Annotated in this window: 17 protein-coding genes; 12 read left to right on the forward strand and 5 right to left on the reverse strand. The window is 42.2% G+C overall.

Translation table 11 applies throughout. The features are described 5' to 3' along the window. Position 1: 1 nt before the first annotated feature. Both E3D81_RS07140 and E3D81_RS07145 read right to left on the reverse strand, forming a co-directional pair. Positions 2 to 424, reverse strand: coding sequence for a SufE family protein (locus E3D81_RS07140; RefSeq protein WP_134776952.1), 423 nt, complete (start codon positions 422 to 424; stop codon positions 2 to 4). 52 nt (positions 425 to 476) lie between these two features. Then, on the reverse strand, positions 477 to 1,700 hold the full coding sequence (locus tag E3D81_RS07145; RefSeq protein WP_245153308.1) for an aminotransferase class V-fold PLP-dependent enzyme: 1,224 nt from the start codon (positions 1,698 to 1,700) through the stop codon (positions 477 to 479). Between the two features lie 167 nt (positions 1,701 to 1,867). On the opposite strand from E3D81_RS07145, the gene E3D81_RS07150 reads away from it, so the two are divergent. The 12 genes from E3D81_RS07150 (at position 1,868) to rodA (ending at position 16,081) form a co-directional block, all read left to right on the forward strand. Continuing rightward, positions 1,868 to 2,860 carry an acyl-ACP desaturase gene (locus tag E3D81_RS07150; RefSeq protein WP_134776954.1) on the forward strand — a complete coding sequence of 331 codons (993 nt, stop codon included), beginning with the start codon at positions 1,868 to 1,870 and terminating at the stop codon, positions 2,858 to 2,860. Positions 2,861 to 3,067: 207 nt separating this feature from the next. Next, positions 3,068 to 3,505 (forward strand): MarR family winged helix-turn-helix transcriptional regulator, encoded by a 438-nt coding sequence (locus E3D81_RS07155; RefSeq protein WP_134776955.1) that lies wholly within the window; start codon positions 3,068 to 3,070, stop codon positions 3,503 to 3,505. A 2-nt stretch (positions 3,506 to 3,507) separates the two neighbouring features. Further along, positions 3,508 to 4,512, forward strand: coding sequence for an NAD(P)/FAD-dependent oxidoreductase (locus tag E3D81_RS07160; protein ID WP_134776956.1), 1,005 nt, complete (start codon positions 3,508 to 3,510; stop codon positions 4,510 to 4,512). A 3-nt stretch (positions 4,513 to 4,515) separates the two neighbouring features. After that, positions 4,516 to 4,845 (forward strand): 2Fe-2S iron-sulfur cluster-binding protein, encoded by a 330-nt coding sequence (locus E3D81_RS07165; RefSeq protein ID WP_099365318.1) that lies wholly within the window; start codon positions 4,516 to 4,518, stop codon positions 4,843 to 4,845. 185 nt (positions 4,846 to 5,030) lie between these two features. Next, positions 5,031 to 6,347, forward strand: a complete 1,317-nt coding sequence (locus tag E3D81_RS07170; RefSeq protein ID WP_134778410.1) for an NAD(P)/FAD-dependent oxidoreductase — start codon at positions 5,031 to 5,033, stop codon at positions 6,345 to 6,347. 508 nt (positions 6,348 to 6,855) lie between these two features. Further along, positions 6,856 to 8,517, forward strand: a complete 1,662-nt coding sequence (locus E3D81_RS07175; RefSeq protein WP_134776957.1) for a DNA polymerase/3'-5' exonuclease PolX — start codon at positions 6,856 to 6,858, stop codon at positions 8,515 to 8,517. Between the two features lie 25 nt (positions 8,518 to 8,542). After that, a complete protein-coding gene (locus E3D81_RS07180) occupies positions 8,543 to 10,210 on the forward strand; it encodes a M1 family metallopeptidase (protein WP_134776958.1) in 1,668 nt (555 codons plus the stop codon). A 150-nt stretch (positions 10,211 to 10,360) separates the two neighbouring features. After that, entirely contained in the window at positions 10,361 to 11,383 is a 1,023-nt protein-coding gene (locus tag E3D81_RS07185) for a rod shape-determining protein (protein WP_093098220.1), read from the forward strand. Positions 11,384 to 11,463: 80 nt separating this feature from the next. Next, the gene (gene mreC / locus E3D81_RS07190) at positions 11,464 to 12,300 is read left to right on the forward strand and encodes a rod shape-determining protein MreC (protein WP_099365314.1); all 837 of its coding nucleotides are present in this window, start codon (positions 11,464 to 11,466) and stop codon (positions 12,298 to 12,300) included. Then, the gene (gene mreD / locus E3D81_RS07195) at positions 12,293 to 12,820 is read left to right on the forward strand and encodes a rod shape-determining protein MreD (protein ID WP_099365313.1); all 528 of its coding nucleotides are present in this window, start codon (positions 12,293 to 12,295) and stop codon (positions 12,818 to 12,820) included. The genes mreC and mreD overlap by 8 nt, the downstream gene beginning before the upstream one ends. A 20-nt stretch (positions 12,821 to 12,840) precedes the next feature. Then, complete coding sequence (mrdA, locus tag E3D81_RS07200) at positions 12,841 to 14,814, forward strand: penicillin-binding protein 2 (protein WP_099365312.1); 1,974 nt, start codon at positions 12,841 to 12,843, stop codon at positions 14,812 to 14,814. Position 14,815: 1 nt separating this feature from the next. Further along, positions 14,816 to 16,081, forward strand: a complete 1,266-nt coding sequence (gene rodA / locus E3D81_RS07205) for a rod shape-determining protein RodA (RefSeq protein WP_099365311.1) — start codon at positions 14,816 to 14,818, stop codon at positions 16,079 to 16,081. On the opposite strand, the gene E3D81_RS07210 is transcribed toward rodA, so the two are convergent. From E3D81_RS07210 to E3D81_RS07220, 3 genes are read right to left on the reverse strand one after another with little or no spacing between them, the layout of a single operon-like run. Continuing rightward, positions 16,076 to 16,930 (reverse strand): nucleoside phosphorylase, encoded by an 855-nt coding sequence (locus tag E3D81_RS07210; RefSeq protein WP_134776959.1) that lies wholly within the window; start codon positions 16,928 to 16,930, stop codon positions 16,076 to 16,078. The two genes, rodA and E3D81_RS07210, sit on opposite strands and share 6 nt — an antisense overlap. Next, on the reverse strand, positions 16,927 to 17,544 hold the full coding sequence (locus E3D81_RS07215) for an IMPACT family protein (RefSeq protein ID WP_134776960.1): 618 nt from the start codon (positions 17,542 to 17,544) through the stop codon (positions 16,927 to 16,929). The genes E3D81_RS07210 and E3D81_RS07215 overlap by 4 nt, the downstream gene beginning before the upstream one ends. Next, on the reverse strand, positions 17,541 to 18,419 hold the full coding sequence (locus E3D81_RS07220) for an EamA family transporter (protein ID WP_134776961.1): 879 nt from the start codon (positions 18,417 to 18,419) through the stop codon (positions 17,541 to 17,543). The genes E3D81_RS07215 and E3D81_RS07220 overlap by 4 nt, the downstream gene beginning before the upstream one ends. Between the last annotated feature and the right edge of the window lie 593 nt (positions 18,420 to 19,012).

Consider the following 19,012-nt stretch of genomic DNA (forward strand, 5'->3'; position numbering starts at 1 on the left):
ATTAAGAAACCTTAGCCTGTAAGGCCAATGCATATAATTTCATCTGTTTCACCATAGCCAACAAGCCATTCGCTCTGGTAGGCGACAAATGCTCCTTCAATCCGATCTGTTCAATAAAATAAAGGTCTGCATCCGCAATTTCCTTTGGCGTATGACCGGAAAGCACTTTCACCATCAAACTCACCAAACCTTTGGTGATCACCGCATCGCTATCCGCCGTAAACCACAGTTTACCATCCTTCATCTCTGGAAATAACCAAACCTTGGATTGGCAGCCTTTTATAATATATTGCTCCTGTTTATTGGCTTCATCAATCAAAGGAAGCTCTTTACCCAACTGAATAATATATTCATATTTCTCCATCCAATCGGAATAGAAAGCAAAATCCTCGATTAATTCGTCCTGTATTTCGTTTATTGTCATTATCTATATTTAATTTCGGCCTATCACCTTAAGGTTTATCACCTGAAAAGGCTTAAACCAACATGGCAACTGCGCGTTTCACGCCAGCAACCAATGCATCTATCTCTTCTTTTGTATTATACACCGCCAAACTTGCCCTAACTGTTCCAGGAATTCCATATTGCTCCATGACCGGTTGAGCACAGTGATGCCCTGTCCGAACAGCAATTCCCAATTTATCTAAGATCACCCCAATATCATATGGATGGGTGCCATCTACCACGAAGGAGATCACCGAGGATTTCTCTTTGGCAGTTCCGATAAAGCGAATCCCTTCCACTTCCTGCAGACGCTCCGTTGCATAGGCCAACAAATCATCTTCATATGCTTTGATATTGTCCAATCCGAGGGAATTGATATAATCGATCGCTGCATTCAAGGTAATTCCAGCTTCGATATTTGGCGTTCCAGCCTCAAATTTAAAAGGCAATTCATTATAGGTGGTCTTCTCAAAACTAACGTCCTTGATCATATCACCACCACCTTGGTAAGGCGGCATGGCGTTCAACCATTTTTCTTTACCATACAACACCCCTACTCCGGTCGGTCCGTACATTTTATGTCCAGAAAAGACCAAGAAGTCCACATCCAATTCCTGAACATCAATTTTCAGATGCTGTACAGCTTGTGCAGCATCCAACAGAACCGGTACATTTTTAGCATGAGCCAAACGGATAATTTCCCTGATCGGATTTATCGTTCCTAAGGCATTGGAGACATAGTTTACAGAAACCAATTTAGTTTTATCATTCAACATAGCAGCATAAGCGTCCATATCCAATTCACCAGCCTCGTTCATCGGGATAACCTTCAAAACCGCTTTCTTAGTCTCACACAACATCTGCCAAGGCACAATGTTCGAATGATGCTCCATCGCCGAAATAATGATCTCATCCCCTTCATGCACAAATTCTTGCCCATAACAGGTCGCTACCAGGTTGATACTATCCGTAGTTCCTTTGGTAATGATGACCTCATAATCATGCTCCGCATGTATGAACTCCTGAACCTTACGACGTGTAACCTCAAAGGCATCAGTTGATATTTGGCTCAGATAGTGCACACCACGGTGCACATTACTGTTCATATCGGTATAATAAGCCATGATGGCATCGATTACAGCTTGGGGTTTTTGAGTGGTTGCTCCATTATCGAGGTATACCAAAGGCTTTCCATTCACCTCACGTTTCAATATCGGAAAGTCTGCGCGTATCGCCTGTATATCTAAATTGTTCAATTTTTCCAGTTTTGATAAAAGTTCTACAAAGTTAATATATATTAAAAACAATCGAGCAGACATTCCGTTAAATGAACGTAATAAAATATTTGAACATCTTTAAAACAAAATCCAATTAACAAAATTTAGATATATATTAAATTAAGTTTAATTACCTTTGTTTAATTATGCAAGAACAACCTTTGAACATACCAGAAGGCTCTAGGAAAGAGGTGATGACGTATCTGGAACCATTCATGTTGAATGAAATGGCGGATTACCTGAAACCTGTGGAAGACATGTGGCAACCTGCCGACTTTCTTCCAGACTCTTCACGTGATACTTTTTTTGAGGAAGTACGCGATCTGCAGGAAAGTGCGAAAGAACTTCCTTACGACCTTGTCGCAGTCTTAATCGGCGATACGGTGACTGAAGAGGCGCTTCCGACCTATGAATCTTGGTTGACTATGGTTGAGGACGTAGACAAGAACGAGCAAGGCGGCTGGATGAGATGGGTTCGTGCTTGGACAGCGGAAGAGAATCGCCACGGTGATCTATTGAACAAATACCTTTACCTTTCCGGTCGTATTGACATGCGTCAATTCGAAATCTCCTTACAGTACCTGATCAAGGATGGTTTTGATATCGGTACAGGGGCCGATCCTTACCGCAACTTTATCTATACTTCCTTTCAGGAATTGGCAACAAATGTTTCCCATAGAAGGGTTGCAGGTTTATCCAAAAAATCAGGAGATAAATTATTAGCTAAAATGTGTGGTGTTATTGCAGCAGATGAGGCAAGACATGCCAAGGCCTATATGTCCTTTATTTCCCATGCCCTGGTGGTTGATCCTAGCGAGGTGATGTTGGCTTTTGAAGACATGATGAAAAAGAAGATCGTGATGCCAGCGCATTTTCTACGTGAATCAGGAGAGCCACAAGGAGATGCCTTTGCGCATTTCTCCGATGCGGCACAACGCTTAGGAGTTTATACTGCGGTGGATTACGTGGATATCCTTAAAGAACTTATCGCGGAATGGAAGATTGATCAAGTAGGCGGTTTGAACGAAAAAGGCGAAAAAGCAAGGGATTACCTCATGAAATTACCTGATCGTTTGTTACGATTAGCAGATCGAATCAAGATTCCAGAAAAAGAGTATAACTTTAAGTGGATCTATTAAGTTTTTAATTTAATTATAGAAAATATAACCCGCCAAATAAATTGGCGGGTTTTTTATTAAAAATAACCCCTCAACCCCTTAAAAATCTTTAGGGGGTTGATTTGTCATTCCATCGTTGAAATTTCCAAAAATCCCATTAATATCCAACTAAAAATAACAATCCTATTTAAACATTCCGTACATTTACTTGTCATACTAATAATTGTTATGCTAAAGGAAAAATTCAATCAATATTCATTCATCCTGGATCGGACAGCCAGGCGGGTAAAACAGTATGCCCAGACCTCCTTTTCCAGCCATGGCATTGATCTAACGGTAGATCAATGGACGGTCATCAAAACGCTTTACGAAGCGAAGGACCTTACCCATAAAGAGATTGCAGATGAATGTGGTAAGGATCAGCCGACCATGACCAGGATCATTGATCTCTTGTTGAAAAAAGGATTGGTCATGCGGGTGGAAAACCCCAACGATCGTCGTAGCCTGCATATTCAATTGACCTCAACGGGCAATCAACAAGTCGAAAAACTTGCTCCGCTCGTGAAGGAATTCCGTATGAAAGCCTGGGAGAACCTAACAGACGAGGACTTCCAACATTTTACCAGAATATTAAACAAGATCTATTCAAATCTAGAAACAACATAGCTATGATAACAACAGATATATGCATTATCGGAGCTGGACCCGTTGGTCTATTCGCTGTCTTTGAAGCTGGATTATTAAAGATGCGTTGCCATCTAATCGATGCCTTGCCTCAGATCGGCGGACAACTTTCCGAGATCTACCCCCATAAACCCATTTACGATATCCCTGGATATCCGAGCATTACCGCACAGGAGCTGATCGACAATCAGTTGAAACAGATCGAGCCCTTCCATCCTACCTTCAGTTTGGGGGAACGCGTTGATGCGCTTCAGAAACAAGATGATGGAAGCTATATCGTGCTGGGATCTGAAGGAACACAGATCCACTGTCAGGTAGTGGTGATCGCTGGTGGATTGGGTTGTTTTGAGCCCCGTAAGCCGGAGATCCTGAACCTGGAAAACTATGAAGGAAAACAGGTACACTACATGGTTAGGGATCCGGAAAGATTCCGTGACCAACGTATTGTGATCGCTGGAGGGGGTGATTCGGCCTTGGACTGGACTATTTTCCTGAGTGATGTAGCCAAAGAAGTCACCTTGGTACACCGGAGCGATAGTTTTAGAGGGGCTCCAGATTCTGCGGAAAAAGTATACCACTTGGCGCAGGAAGGAAAGATCAACCTGCTACTCTCCCATAACCTGCAAAGTCTGAACGGAAATGGCCATATGGAAAGCATTTCCTTGATCAATAAGAACAAGGAGGCCATCCAGTTGGATACCGATCATTTTATCCCACTGTATGGCCTTAGCCCGAAACTGGGACCTATTGCAGATTGGGGATTGCAGATCGACAAGAACGCGATCGAAGTAAACACCTTCGATTATTCCACCAATATTGAACGCATCTTTGCGATAGGCGATATCAATACCTATCCCGGAAAATTGAAACTGATTCTTTGTGGGTACCATGAAGCTGCCTTGATGGCACAAAGCGCCTTCAGATATGTGTATCCGGATCAGAAGTTGAGTTTTAAATACACCACCGTAAATGGAGTAAACGCATTTTAGAACATGGAAGATATCATCACCATAAAAGTAGAAGACCGCGATGGCAGCACCCAAGAGGTGCAAGTACCTACCGACGTCAACCTGAGCCTGATGGAAATCCTGAAGGCTTCAGAATACGATATCCTAGCGACCTGTGGAGGAATGGCACTCTGCGCCACCTGCCATGTAGAAGTATTGGCCGGCGCAGAAAACCTTTCAGAACCTGAAGATCAGGAACTGGACATGCTCGACACCCTTCCTGATGCGGATTCGCAAAGCCGATTGGCATGCCAGATTCGATTGCATCCGGAAAATGAAGGTCTGCATATTAAGATCAGGGGCAGTTTGCAATAAAAATTATAAGTGTACTTTTTACACTTAGTTAGTTGGAATTAAGTCCTTGAGAACAAATAAGATAGGAGATTGTTTAATTAAGAAAAGGGGGCATAATCTAAAATTAATGCAATTATTTAATAGATAATGCAATAAAATGTCAGATATTTGTACCTTATTTTAAAATTCTTTTAAAGAAACATATGATGTTGCTAAATCGTTCTGAGAGAAACTTTCCAAGAGTTGTCGTTATAGGTGCTGGCTTCGGAGGGGTGGAAGTTGCCCGCCGACTGAAGAACAAGGAAGTTGAAGTATTATTGATCGACAGAAACAATTACCATACTTTTCAACCTTTGATGTACCAAGTGGCAACCGGAACCCTAGCATCGGATTCCATCTCTTTTCCACTTCGGAAAATGTTCAAGAACCAACAGAACTTTCGTTTTCGATTGGCAGAGGTCCAACAGATCAATACCGCTGAAAAAATAGTGCATACATCGGTAGGCGACTACGATTACGATTACCTGGTGATCGCAACAGGAGCTACCAGCAATTTCTTTGGCAACAAGGAAGTGGAAAAATACTCCCTTCCGATGAAGAGTATTGTGGAAGCCTTGAATATCCGTTCCTACATGATCCAGAATCTGGAAGAGGCTGTCCTTCGGAAGAATACCTCCGATAGAGAGCGTTATTTGAATTTTGTGGTTGTGGGTGGCGGACCAACGGGGGTTGAACTTTCTGGTGCGATTGCAGAATACCAACAGCATATGCTGAAAAAGGATTACCCAGAACTTTCTACCTATGAGATGAAGGTCTATCTGGTAGAAGGTACAGGAAAGATTTTGGGCGCCCTTTCGGAAAAATCATCCCGTGATGCGGAGCGTTATTTGAATGAATTGGGTGTGAAAGTGACCTTGAATACGGTAGTTACAGGCTATGATGGCAATACGGTCACCTTATCTTCCGGCGAACAGATTCCTACTAAGACGGTGATCTGGGGAGCGGGAGTTATGGGACAGATGCCAGAAGGCTTAAGTCCGGAAATCATTGAACGTGGAAACCGTATCCGTATTGATGAGCAATGCCGAGTTGAAGGGTTGGAAGATGTGTATGCGATTGGCGATGTTTCTGCTATGATCACGGAGGAGAATCCTCGTGGATTGCCAGGGGTTGCTCCTGTGGCGCAACAACAGGGTAAATATGTGGCAGAGCATATCATGAATGCGCTCAATAAACAGGAAAGTAAGGGTTTTAAGTATTTTGATAAGGGATCCATGGCTACGGTAGGAAGAAATCGTGCGGTTGTGGATATGGGAAGCCTGCATATGAAAGGCTTTTTGGCCTGGATGACCTGGATGTTCGTGCATTTGGTATCTATCTTTGGATTTAGGAACAGGGTGGTGACTTTTGTGAACTGGACCATCAAATTTTTAACGAAGAACTCGGGTATCAGGTTGATTATTCATAAGTACGAAAGACCAAAGCCAGAACCAAAAGTAAAAGCTGAAAATAAAGCGTATTAAAACAAACTAGATAAAGGTTAAAGAGGCCGTATCAAAACTTTCGAGTTAGATGCGGCCTCTTTTTGGTTCGGTATGTACGTATATTGTCAGTGGGATGTAAGTAGGGTTTAAGTATCTTTTAGCACTTACACCTCACTTACATGGCACTTAGAACATGCTTTCAGTGCGAAGGAAGTTTTGTTAAAATTTGTTAATATGGAGGGGGAGATATACGATAGGCATATGCTTTGCGTTTATGTATTAAAGAAAAGCAAAAGAGTAAAAATTTCATAATTTAGGTTAATAATTGGTTTGGTAAAATCCTGAGGTTCCCCACCTCAGGATTTTTTTGTTTTTGTTAGTTTTCTAGTTATTTGGAGAGCCTCCGTCATTGGGAGAGCCTCCGTCATTGCGAGGAGGCCGAACCCAATGACATATTTTTTCACCATTAGCCTTTTCTTAATGAAGTATATTATTAAAAGATAGATTATCTTCGCATATTTACCATCCTCATTAAACAAAAACAATCATGACAAATAAAGACATAGCTAAAGTCTTCAAATTATGTGGACAACTCATGGAGCTTCACAATGAGAATTCCTTTCGTACCAAAGCTATGGCGAACGCCTCCTTCCGAATAGATAAATTACCTTTTGCGGCCAGCACTTCCAACCTGGAAGAACTGAGCGAGCAACCCAATATCGGGAAAAGTACCGCTGAGAAAATCCTACAAGTTTTAACCACCGGCACGTTCCCTGAAATAGAAAAACTGATCGAGAAAACCCCGGAGGGCATCATCGAAATGTTAAAGATCAAGGGACTCGGTCCAAAGAAAATCCAGATCATCTGGAAGGATTTAGAGATCGAATCCGTGGGCGAGCTGTATTATGCCTGTAATGAAAACCGCTTGGTCGAAGCCAAGGGGTTCGGCTTAAAAACCCAAGAAGACATCAAGAAATCCATTGAGTTTTCCATCGCCAACCAAGGTTGGTTCCTCTATGCAAGGGTAATGCCCTTTGCGGAAAACCTAATCAAAAACCTTCAAGAAAAAACAAGCAATAAACTCTCGTTTACAGGAGATTACCGTCGAAAGATGGAAGTTTTACAGCAGGTACAAATCCTGTGCGAAGGAACATCTGAAGAAGCCCTTCAACTGGTTAAATCGCTGGAATTTGAAATGGATATAAACCAGGAAAGCGGCAGGATCAGCTTCCGGGAAGAGAATGGGTTTGCCTTTGAGGTCATCCCTACTCCTGCTTCCGATTTCGCCAAGAACCTTCTCTTAACCACCGGTTCTCCCCTACATATCCAGCAATTGGAAAACCTTGGCGAGCTAAAATCCTTGCCAACAGAAGAGGAAATCTACCAATCCTTGGGATTAGCTTATATAGAACCCGAACTACGCGAAGGCAATCAGGAAATCGAATTGGCGAAAACCAATAGCCTACCTACCCTCATTACCTATCAAGATCTGAAAGGAAGTCTCCATAACCACTCCACCTATTCCGATGGTGTGCATAGCTTGGCAGATATGGCCAACTATTGCAAAAACGAGCTGGGGCTGGAATACCTGGGTATTTGCGACCATTCCCGAACAGCAGTCTATGCCAATGGGCTTTCTATTGAACGCGTGGAAGAACAATGGCGAGAGATCGACCAATTGAACCAAGAGCTTGCTCCTTTCAAAATATTCAAAGGGATCGAGTCGGATATTTTGGGCGATGGCTCTTTGGATTATCCAGCCGAGATCCTATCCAAATTCGATTTTGTGGTAGCATCGATTCACGGCAACCTGAAAATGGAGGAAGAAAAAGCAACTAATAGGTTAATCAAAGCTATTGAAAACCCTTATACCACGATACTTGGACATCCGACAGGAAGGTTATTATTATCTCGCGCCGGATACCCCATCGACTATAAAAAAGTCATCGATGCCTGTGCCTCAAATCAGGTGGTCATTGAGATCAATGCCAATCCATTACGCTTGGATCTTGATTGGCGCTGGCAGCAATATGCCTTGGAAAAAGGCGTCCTCCTTTCCATCAATCCCGATGCGCACCGAAAAGAAGGACATCTGGACATGGAATTTGGCGTTTATGTGGCACGTAAAGGCGGCCTGACCAAAGAAAAATGTTTGAACGCATTTAGTTTATCAGAAATATCTTCTTATTTTACCAACAACAAGAAATAACCAAAATAATATCCTCATATCGATCATGAAGTTAAACGGAAAATCTTTTTTATTGGGATTGATGCTGATGGCTGGCACACAGACCGGACATGCCCAATTGATGAAGGCCAAAGAAATCTATACCAAGGCAGATTCCCTACGAGGGGAATTGACACCTTTGAGAACCTGCTATGATATCCAATACTACCACTTGGACATCAAGGTGGATATAGACAATAAATTCATCAGCGGCAGCAATGAATTCCAGTTCAAGGTAGTAGATCGATTCAATAAACTTCAGTTCGACCTGTTCGATAACCTCTCTGTAGACAAAGTCGTTTATAAAGGAAAGGAACTGCCTTTTACGAGGGAATACAATGCGGTATTTGTCACTTTCCCAAACTACCTGGAAAAAGGAACGGAAGATTCGTTTACCGTTTTCTATTCCGGGAACCCGATACAAGCCACCAGAGCGCCTTGGGATGGTGGGTTTGACTGGAAGAAAGACAGCAAGGGCAAACCTTGGGTCGCGACCGCTGTTCAGGGGCTTGGCGCGAGTGTATGGTGGCCAAACAAAGATCATCAATCGGATGAGGTAAACGGCATGATGATCTCTGTTGCAGTACCTAATGGCGTCATGAATGTTTCCAACGGAAGGCTTGTTAAAACCGAAAAACTGAAAGGAAATTACACCAAGTACCATTGGAAAGTGGATAACCCGATCAATAATTACAATGTGGCATTGAACATTGGTGACTATGCCCATTTCAAGGAAGTATATGCTGGTGAAAAAGGGAAACTGGACCTGGATTATTATGTGCTGAAAGAGAATGCGAACAAGATCGATTTTCTGAAGAAGAACGCCAAAGAAACCCTGAAAGCCTTTGAACACTGGTTCGGGCCCTACCCATTTTATGAAGATGGCTATAAACTGGTAGAGACCGCCCATTTGGGTATGGAACATCAAAGTGCGATCGCCTATGGTAACAAATATAAGAATGGCTACCTGGGTGGCGACGGATCAGGCACAGGTTGGGGATTGAAATGGGATTTCATCGTGGTGCATGAATCCGGTCATGAATGGTTCGGCAATAACATCACCGCAAAGGATCTGGCCGATATGTGGATCCATGAAAGCTTCACCAATTATTCGGAGGCCCTGTTCATCGATTATTACTATGGCAAAGAAGCCAGCCAGGCATACGTCAATGGTAACCGAAGAGGGATTACCAATCAAACACCTATTCAAGGTCCATACCATGTGAATAAGGAAGGATCTGGCGACATGTACAACAAAGGCGGTGTGTTACACAATATGATCCGCACGATGATCGATGATGACGAGAAATGGCGAGCGATTTTGAGGGGTATGAACAAGACCTTCTACCACCAGACCGTGGATTACAACGACATTTTGAAATACATGACCGAACACAGTGGCATAGACCTGAGCAAGGTCTTTGAACAGTATGTGCAACGAAAAAGCATCCCTACGCTGGAGATCAGAAATGCTGGTCGCCCGGGATCCTTTATAATCCGCTGGAATTCAGAGGTCGACAACTTCCATATGCCGGTCCACATCTTCGATAAAGATGGTAAAAAGGTATTGATAAAACCGACTACGAAATGGTCTACGCACCGTTTTGAAGGGCAGACCACGGAGACCATAAAAGCGGATACCTTCAATTATTATATCGGGGTGACCACACAATAATTGACAGTGGATTTCGTTAGCAATACCAGATATCGAAAAAATAAAAAAGTTCTTCGTAAAATGAACATTTTTATGGAAGCGGCTTTATATAAAAACCATTTTTTTTCATTAGGTTTGCATTTAAATTTTACAATATACTTTCACAAATAAATGGGGCTTTTTAATTGGTTTACGCAAGAAGTTGCAATAGACTTGGGTACAGCTAACACCCTGATCATTCACAATGACAAAGTAGTAGTTGACGAGCCATCTATCGTAGCATTTGACCGCACGACAAATAAGGTAATTGCCATCGGTCGGCAGGCCATGCAGATGGAGGGTAAGACACACGATAATATTAAAACAGTAAGACCATTGCGCGATGGGGTAATTGCGGATTTCACAGCTGCAGAACACCTGATCAGAGGCATGGTCAAACTGATCAATAAAGGAAAATCCTGGTTCTTCCCATCTTTACGTATGGTAGTTTGTATTCCTTCTGGTATCACCGAGGTGGAAAAACGTGCCGTACGCGACTCTGCAGAGATTGCAGGAGCAAAAGAGGTCTACTTGATCCATGAACCTATGGCAGCTGCTGTGGGTATCGGGATTGATGTAGAAGAGCCTGTAGGGAACATGATCATCGATATCGGTGGTGGTACGACCGAGATTGCGGTTATCGCCTTATCGGGTATCGTCTGCGACCAATCCATTCGTGTAGCGGGAGATAATTTTGACTCGGACATCGTTCAGTACATCCGTCGTCAACATAACATCATGATCGGAGACCGTACGGCAGAGAAGATCAAGATCGAAGTGGGGGCTGCTCTTCCGGAGCTGACCGATCCACCAGAAGATTTTGCTGTTCAAGGACGTGATTTGATGACCGGTATTCCTAAGCAGATTACCGTATCCTATACCGAGATTGCACATTGTTTGGATAAATCCATCTCTAAGATCGAAGAAGCTATCCTTAAAGCCTTAGAGATCACTCCTCCGGAATTATCAGCTGATATTTACCAAACAGGTATCTACCTAACTGGAGGTGGTGCTTTATTGAGAGGATTGGACAAACGTATCCAAGCAAAAACAAAATTACCTGTTCACGTTGCTGAAGACCCACTACGTGCGGTTGTACGCGGAACAGGGATCGCATTAAAGAACATTGGACGTTTCAAGTTCTTGATGCAGTAATTAATGAACAATACTTATTCCGTACGCGATATAATGTCTCTCAGCACGTTATATCGCGTACCTATTAAAAGAGATTTAGAATGAAAAACCTTTGGCTTTTCTTGGTAAGATACAATGCCTTTTTTTGGTTTGTGTTGTTCTTTACCGTATCTCTTTTATTGGTTGTCCAAAACAACCGCTACCAACGTTCTGCATTCGTCAATTCCTCTAATGTGGTCGTAGGTTCTTTCTACGACAAATTGAACTCTTGGAAAAGCTATTTGGCATTGGAAGAGACGAACAAAAACCTGGCACAGGAGAACGCTGAATTAAGACAGCAATTGCAGAAATTCATTCTTGCCGATACCTTGGACTCTGTCCAGATCGCTGATTCCATCGAAGAAAACCGTTATCGGTTTACCATCGCCGAGGTGGTGAACAACAGTATACATCAAAAGAGCAATTTCATCACCATCAATAAGGGATCGTCCGAAGGCGTGGAAAAAGGCTTGGGCGTTATCACGTCCAATGGAGTTGTTGGGGTAGTATTGAATGTTTCTCCTCATTTCAGCACGATTCAATCCTTATTGCATCCAGATACCCGGGTTTCCGTGACCTTGGACACCACCAATGTGTTCGGTTCGCTGGCTTGGGGAAACAATGTGGATCCTAGATTTGCGTTGGTTAGGGATATTCCGAACCATGTGAAAGTGCAAAAAGGCATGAAGATCTATACCTCCGGATTTTCTTTGTTCCCGAAAGGGATCGAGATTGGCACGGTGGAAGAAACAGGGATTGTATCGGGTGAGAGTTTCTTGGATGTGAAGATCAGGCTGCGCACCAATTTCAGTAACCTGAACCATGTCTATGTAGTGAAGGACCTTTTGGAGAACGAGAAAAATTTGTTAGAAACTCAAACGGAGGATAACAATGGGTAGTGTGGTATTATTTAATCTGTTTCGGTTTGTGGCCTTGATTGCTCTGCAGGTGGTCTTGTTCAAGAATGTGGGTTACTATAACCTGGCAACCCCCTTTCCTTATATCTTGATTATCTTTTTATTACCAATCAATATTCCTAATTTTATACTATTCTTGTTGGCCTTCGCCACTGGATTAACAGTAGATGCTTTTTACGATTCCATCGGAGTTCATGCGGCAGCATGTGTTGCTTTGGCCTGGTTCAGGATCTTTTTCCATAAGATCACCCTGGACGTGGATGCACAGAATTCCTTTGAAACGCCTGCCTTGGGCAACATGGGATCCAAATGGTTCTTATCATACATCGCAATAGGTACCGTGGTACATCATATCGTACTCTTCCATGTGGAGTATTTTAGTTTTTCTAATTACTTAAGTACGCTGTTGAGCATTCTACTGAGCAGTATTTTCACTATCTTGTTAATCATGCTGATCAGCTTGCTGGTTTATAGGCGGAAATCAAGATTATTAGGCAATTAACATAGTAAAGGGTTCATTTCATGAACAATAGTTTCTTCAATCGTAAGTTCGTTATTCAGGGGATTTTTATAGCCATCGCATTGGTTATTGTAATAAGATTGTTCTATATACAGATCATCGATGATCGGTATTTGCTTTCTGCGAACAATAATGTGATGCGGAAGGAGATTATCTATCCTGCACGCGGGGTAATCTTGGATAGGAACGGAAAGATGTTGGTGGAGAACGAAATGGTATTTGATCTTATGGTGACCCCAAGAGAGGTTAAGGATATTGACACCCTCCTATTCTGTGAACTTTTGCAGATCGATACAGCGGATTTCAATAAACGCATGAAAAAAGCTAGAGCGGAGTCGCCATATCGCCAATCTGCCTTTATGAAGCAGGTACCAATACAGATTTTTGCTCCTTTTGAAGAACAACGCTATAAATTTCGAGGATTTTATGTTCAGAAAAGAACGGTAAGGCACTATCCAGACAGCATAGCCCCGCAGTTTTTGGGTTATATCCAAGAGGTAAACGAAAATGACATTAAAAAATCCAATGGTTTCTATCGTTCGGGAGATTATATTGGGGCATCGGGCGTTGAACGTGCATATGAAGATTTGTTACGTGGGAAACGTGGTGTAAAGAACAGGATGGTGGATGCCCTTAACAGGCCACAAGGGGTTTTCATGGACGGTAAATACGATACTACGGCTGTTTCTGGAGAAGGCTTGGTTTCTTCCTTGGACAAGGAACTCCAGGTTTTGGCCGAGAAGATGATGAAGAACAAACTGGGCTCGGTAGTCGCTATCGAACCTTCCACTGGGGAAATCCTGACCTTCGTCAGTAGTCCGGGTTATAACCCTAATTTGATGGTCGGCAGGGAACGCGGAAACAATTACATGAAATTATTGGAGGATCCGAACAATCCGATGTTTATCCGGCCGATACAAGCATCCTATCCCCCAGGATCTGTCTTCAAGGTCGTGGCAGCCCTTACAGCGCAACAGGCGGGCGTGATCAATGAACAGACGGTATTTTATTGTCCTGGAGGCTACCGTTATGGTGGTGGACGTGCGATTATGCGCTGTACCCACGTGGATGGAGCAACAGGCTTGGTGAAATCCATCAAGATGTCCTGTAATACGTACTATGGTTATGTATATGCCAAGATGATCGATGGTCGAGGAATGGCCAGCTATAAAGCTTATGACCTTTGGCGTGATGGTCTTTTGAAATTTGGTCTTGGCGGTAAATTGGGGATCGACCTGCCGGGAGAAAAAACTGGTTTGGTTCCTACTTCCAATTTTTATAGCAAACGCTATGGAAGCGACAAGTGGAAATCTGGGTATAACATTTCCCTATCCATCGGGCAGGATGCCTTGGGTATTACCCCGCTTCAGATGGCGAACGTGATGGCCATTGTGGCTAACCGTGGATTTTACTATCGCCCGCACCTGATCAAAGGCATCGGAGAAAAACAGATCGTGAAGGAAGAATTTACGGAGAAGATCTTCGCAGGTGTGGATGCCAAATACTACGAACCGGTTATCGAGGGAATGAGCCAGGCGGTCAATCAAGGTGGTACAGGTGCTGCATCTCGGATCGCAGGCATTGAAATGTGCGGAAAGACCGGTACGGTTCAGAACCCTCATGGGGAGAACCATGCGGTATTCTTTGCCTTTGCCCCTCGGGAGAACCCTAAGATTGCTATTGCCGTATTCGTGGAGAATGCGGGATATGGTGGTACCTGGGCGGCGCCTATTGCCAGTATGCTGGTGGAGAAATACCTGAAGGATACCATTACCTTACCGAAATATATTCAGGACAGGATCTACAATGGAAACCTCCTACCGAAACCAAAAGTTAAGGTAGAAAAAGAAGATCCCAAACTGAAAAAAGATAGTACGAAGAATAAAAAGGACAGCATAAAATTAAGAACCACGGCCATTGAACCAAAGAAGAAGGAATCGGCAATTTTAGTACACCATAGTCAGGTAAGAAGGTAAGATGAATAATTTACAGAATAAGAGTTTCTTTGGGCGGATTGACTGGATTACCATTGGTCTATGGATGACCCTATGCTTGATCGGATGGTTCAACATCCATGCGGCAGTTTATGATGCAGAAAATCCGGGGTTGTTCAATTTGGCAACGAATTACGGAAAACAATCAATCTATATTTTTACTGCCCTGATCATCGGAATCTGTATTTTAATTATTGATTCCCGGTTCTTTATCTCTTCGGCTCCTATTATCTATATCCTGGTGATATTGCTCCTCATAGCGACCTTGGTAGTTGGACGAAGTGTTGGTGGAAATCAATCATGGATACCATTGGGAAGCTTCAGGTTACAACCTTCTGAATTCGGAAAGTTGGCGACCTGTTTATTGTTGGCCTATTACCTCAGCAATCAAACCAATAAAACGCCCAACATGAAAACCTTGATGATTGGTGCGGCAATTGTATTTCTTCCGATCGCTTTGGTTATGCTACAGAAAGATACCGGCTCAGCCTTGGTTTTCTTTTCCTTGATCTTTGTTTTTTATAGGGAGGGTTATATCGGTTCATCGGTTTTGATTATCGGGGGATTGGCCATTCTGCTGTTTGTTCTGGCTTTATTGATCAACCAATGGATTCTCATTGGTATAATTGCCCTCATATGTGGATTCTTTGCTTTTATGATGCGTAAAAAGCGAAAGAATATAATCAATATAGCCTTATTTTTTGCCTTTTCATCCATCTATATCCTCAGTGTAGATTTTGCCTATAATCAGATCTTGAAACCCCATCAAAGAAACCGTATTGATGTTATTTTAGGAAAGATTGAGGATTTACGTGGGGAAGGCTATAACCTAAACCAATCGAAAATTGCAATTGGATCGGGTCAACTATTCGGAAAGGGCTATCTGCAAGGAACCCAAACGAAATACAATTTTGTACCGGAGCAAAGTACCGATTTCATCTTTTGTACTGTGGGTGAAGAATGGGGTTTTGTGGGCTCGGTTATCTTGATTTCGATCTATGTGGCGCTACTATTACGCATAGTAAACATTGCTGAAAGGCAAAGGACTGCCTTTGCTAGAATATATGCTTATGGGGTGGCTTCTATCCTATTTTTCCACTTCTTTATCAATCTAGGAATGACCATAGGTTTGGTACCTGTAATCGGAATCCCATTACCATTCATCAGCTATGGAGGTTCTTCCCTATGGTCATTCACCATCTTATTGTTTATTCTACTTCGATTTGACTCGTCGAGAAAAGGGCTATAACCTATCGAGTACCATTCGGATAGCCTTGTCCACAATCTCCTTGGGATTGCTGGCGAAGGTTTCATTTACCCGACTGGCTAGGATGGCGTTAATGGAGATCGCATGATGTCCTAACATATTGCTGAGTGCATATATTCCCGCTGTTTCCATCTCCAGATTGGTAATTTGATAGCCATTGACCTTGAAGGTATTGGCCTGCTTGATGAGATGGGGATAGGTATTTTGCGAACGTAGGTTTCTTCCTTGTGGCCCATAAAATCCCGGCGCGGTCATGGTTACTCCCTTTGGAATATCATGCGCAAATTTCTTCAAGAGCCTTTCGGAGGCATGCGCTACATAAGGTTTAAAAGTAAGGTCATGGAATTTTTCGATGACAGCCTCTTGGATTTCTAATTCCTTGCTGTTATACGGCTTTTGATAATACTGCATGAGGGTATCAAAACCAATGGCATATTCGCTGGCCAAGATGGTACCCATGGCAATATTTCCTTGTATGGAGCCGGATGTTCCGATCCGGATAATGTCGAGCGATTTAATCTCCGATTTCAGGTTCCTGGTTTCAAAATCAAAGTTCAATAGGGCATCCAATTCATTCAAAACGATATCGATATTATCTGTTCCTATGCCGGTGGAGATAACAGTCAATCGCTTACCATTCACATGACCGGTATGGGTAATGAATTCCCTTTTTCCCTTTCGGATTTCGATATCATCAAAATATTTGGATACTTCGGGCACCCTGTCGGGATCTCCTACAAAGATGATGGTATCGGCAATGTCTTCTGGTTTTAGGTTAAGATGGTAGATACTGCCATCTGCATTAAGAATTAATTCAGAATCGTTAATCATATCGTTCGTAAGTAAGTGATTTTTAAGTCCGCTACTTTTTCAAGTTTCCCCAGGACTTCGTTCACATGTAATTTACGAATTTCAAACTGCAATTTGCAATTCAAATCAAATTCTTGGTTTAATAACTGTAAATCTGCATCTTTCATGATCCGCATGACATCATTCATCTGTACATAATCAAATTGGATCTCGTAGACATCATTTACGGTGAGTTCTATAATGTTTGCTACCTGGAGTGCTTCCTGGGTAGCGGTTTTGTAGGCATTGATCAAACCGGGTACACCCAATAGGGTTCCGCCAAAATAGCGTACAACAACCACGAGCACATTGGTGATGTCCTGGGAAAGCAGGACGTTCAGGATTGGTCTTCCGGCTGTACCGGAAGGTTCGCCATCGTCGTTGATGCGAAAGACATTGCGGTCGGGGGTTAATCGATAGGCATAGCAATGATGCCTGGCTTTGGGGTGCTGGCTTTTCAGATCGGCAATGATATCCTTCAGGCTGGATTCATCCCTGAAGGGATAGGCATAGGCAATGAACTTGGAGCCCTTGTCGCGGAAAATCCCTTCCGAGGGCGATTCAATGGTCCGATAGGTATCTTCAAATAAACTCACAGAAATGCAATTAATAAAACGGAAATTAAAGCCAAAAATACCCCAATTTTATTGGAATTGCTAAGTTTCTCGCGGAAAAGAAGGACACCAACCAAAGCGCCTACGGAGATTACCCCGATATTCATGCCCGTAAATACGATGGATGGGTTGTCTGGCAAGGCGCGATGTGCCTTCATATAGAATACGATATTGCCAAAGTTGAACATCCCGAGTATTAATCCATAGGCTATGGATTTTAGATCCAAGGCTTGTTTCTTAATAAGGAGCAGATAGGTTAGAAAGAGTATGGCAAAGCCCAAGGCCAGGACAAATACGATCCAAAGGGAGGACATATAGGTGATTTCTGCTGATTGGGCGACTTGCTTGAAAAGGATATCGATGATCCCCATTCCGAAAAAGACGGATAAAGGGAATATCCAGGTGTTATCTGTGGAGTTGTTTTGTGTGTTACTTGTTAGGCTGCTATCTTTTTTGTTCCATCCGATGGAGAAGATAATGGCCAAAATACCGACTGAAATCCCGATCAATTTGGTTGGTACGACCTCCTCACCCATCCATAAAAATGCGGCTATTAAGGGGATGAAAAGGGATAAACGTTGGGCGACCTCTGTTTTTACAATTCCGCCATAGCGAATGGACATAGCAATGCAAATGAAGATGGCGGGTAATAAAAAGCCTAATGGAAGGTATAAATGCCAAGGCAGTTCTTTTTGCCAAGGGATGATTGCCGGTTTTAAAACCAAATAGGTTAATAAGAGTGCCATCGGATAGTTCCAGACCAGAAGCTGCAAGTAATTGACGCCTTTTTGTTTCGCCAATTTGATGATAACGGCTACTGTAACGGAACAGAGTACACTTAAAAGTACATAGATCATACGGATAATGTATTTTGACTCCGCAAATATAAGCTTATCCTAATTATTTATTTATCAGTTGGGGGTTGGGGTTGGAAATTGAGGGTTTCGAACATTTATATATGGAAATATGACATTAAATCATGGTAATTAAGCTGATGATTTTAATTATTTTAAACAAGTATTTTTATTCTTTTTTAGTATGATTTTTTGGTGTTTTTTTTAATGTTTTTTACAGTAATTTTTAAAGATATTTTTTTGTTATATTAAAACTTAAATATTTCATAAAATATTATAAAATAGAGGATTATGATTATTTTAACAATTTATAAATATATAAATTACAATGTTTTCAATGAATTTTTAATCATTTTTTATTGATATTTTTAACTGTTTTCATACTATTTTATTCATGTTTTTTATCCATATTTTTTGACTAAAAATCAATTTTTTTGAAAAAATATTTTGCAGATATGGAGATTAGCTCTATATTTGACTCAAATTAAACGGGAATGCACAAACAATACACATATACAAACTTTTGGTTCTTTTATTTTTATGATAAGAGCAGGGACTAGTATATGGTATCGGAAGCGATATATGAGGTCCCAAAT

This window comes from Sphingobacterium sp. CZ-2 (genome assembly GCF_004526235.1).
Taxonomy (GTDB): domain Bacteria; phylum Bacteroidota; class Bacteroidia; order Sphingobacteriales; family Sphingobacteriaceae; genus Sphingobacterium; species Sphingobacterium tenebrionis.

Coding starts and splice junctions, on each gene's coding strand:
- E3D81_RS07140 (WP_134776952.1), bottom strand. CDS start 424: ATGACAATAAACGAAATACAGGACGAATTAATCGAGGATTTTGCTTTC.
- E3D81_RS07150 (WP_134776954.1), top strand. CDS start 1,868: ATGCAAGAACAACCTTTGAACATACCAGAAGGCTCTAGGAAAGAGGTG.
- E3D81_RS07155 (WP_134776955.1), top strand. CDS start 3,068: ATGCTAAAGGAAAAATTCAATCAATATTCATTCATCCTGGATCGGACA.
- E3D81_RS07160 (WP_134776956.1), top strand. CDS start 3,508: ATGATAACAACAGATATATGCATTATCGGAGCTGGACCCGTTGGTCTA.
- E3D81_RS07165 (WP_099365318.1), top strand. CDS start 4,516: ATGGAAGATATCATCACCATAAAAGTAGAAGACCGCGATGGCAGCACC.
- E3D81_RS07170 (WP_134778410.1), top strand. CDS start 5,031: ATGTTGCTAAATCGTTCTGAGAGAAACTTTCCAAGAGTTGTCGTTATA.
- E3D81_RS07175 (WP_134776957.1), top strand. CDS start 6,856: ATGACAAATAAAGACATAGCTAAAGTCTTCAAATTATGTGGACAACTC.
- E3D81_RS07180 (WP_134776958.1), top strand. CDS start 8,543: ATGAAGTTAAACGGAAAATCTTTTTTATTGGGATTGATGCTGATGGCT.
- E3D81_RS07185 (WP_093098220.1), top strand. CDS start 10,361: ATGGGGCTTTTTAATTGGTTTACGCAAGAAGTTGCAATAGACTTGGGT.
- mreC (WP_099365314.1), top strand. CDS start 11,464: ATGAAAAACCTTTGGCTTTTCTTGGTAAGATACAATGCCTTTTTTTGG.
- mreD (WP_099365313.1), top strand. CDS start 12,293: ATGGGTAGTGTGGTATTATTTAATCTGTTTCGGTTTGTGGCCTTGATT.
- mrdA (WP_099365312.1), top strand. CDS start 12,841: ATGAACAATAGTTTCTTCAATCGTAAGTTCGTTATTCAGGGGATTTTT.
- rodA (WP_099365311.1), top strand. CDS start 14,816: ATGAATAATTTACAGAATAAGAGTTTCTTTGGGCGGATTGACTGGATT.
- E3D81_RS07210 (WP_134776959.1), bottom strand. CDS start 16,930: ATGATTAACGATTCTGAATTAATTCTTAATGCAGATGGCAGTATCTAC.
- E3D81_RS07220 (WP_134776961.1), bottom strand. CDS start 18,419: ATGATCTATGTACTTTTAAGTGTACTCTGTTCCGTTACAGTAGCCGTT.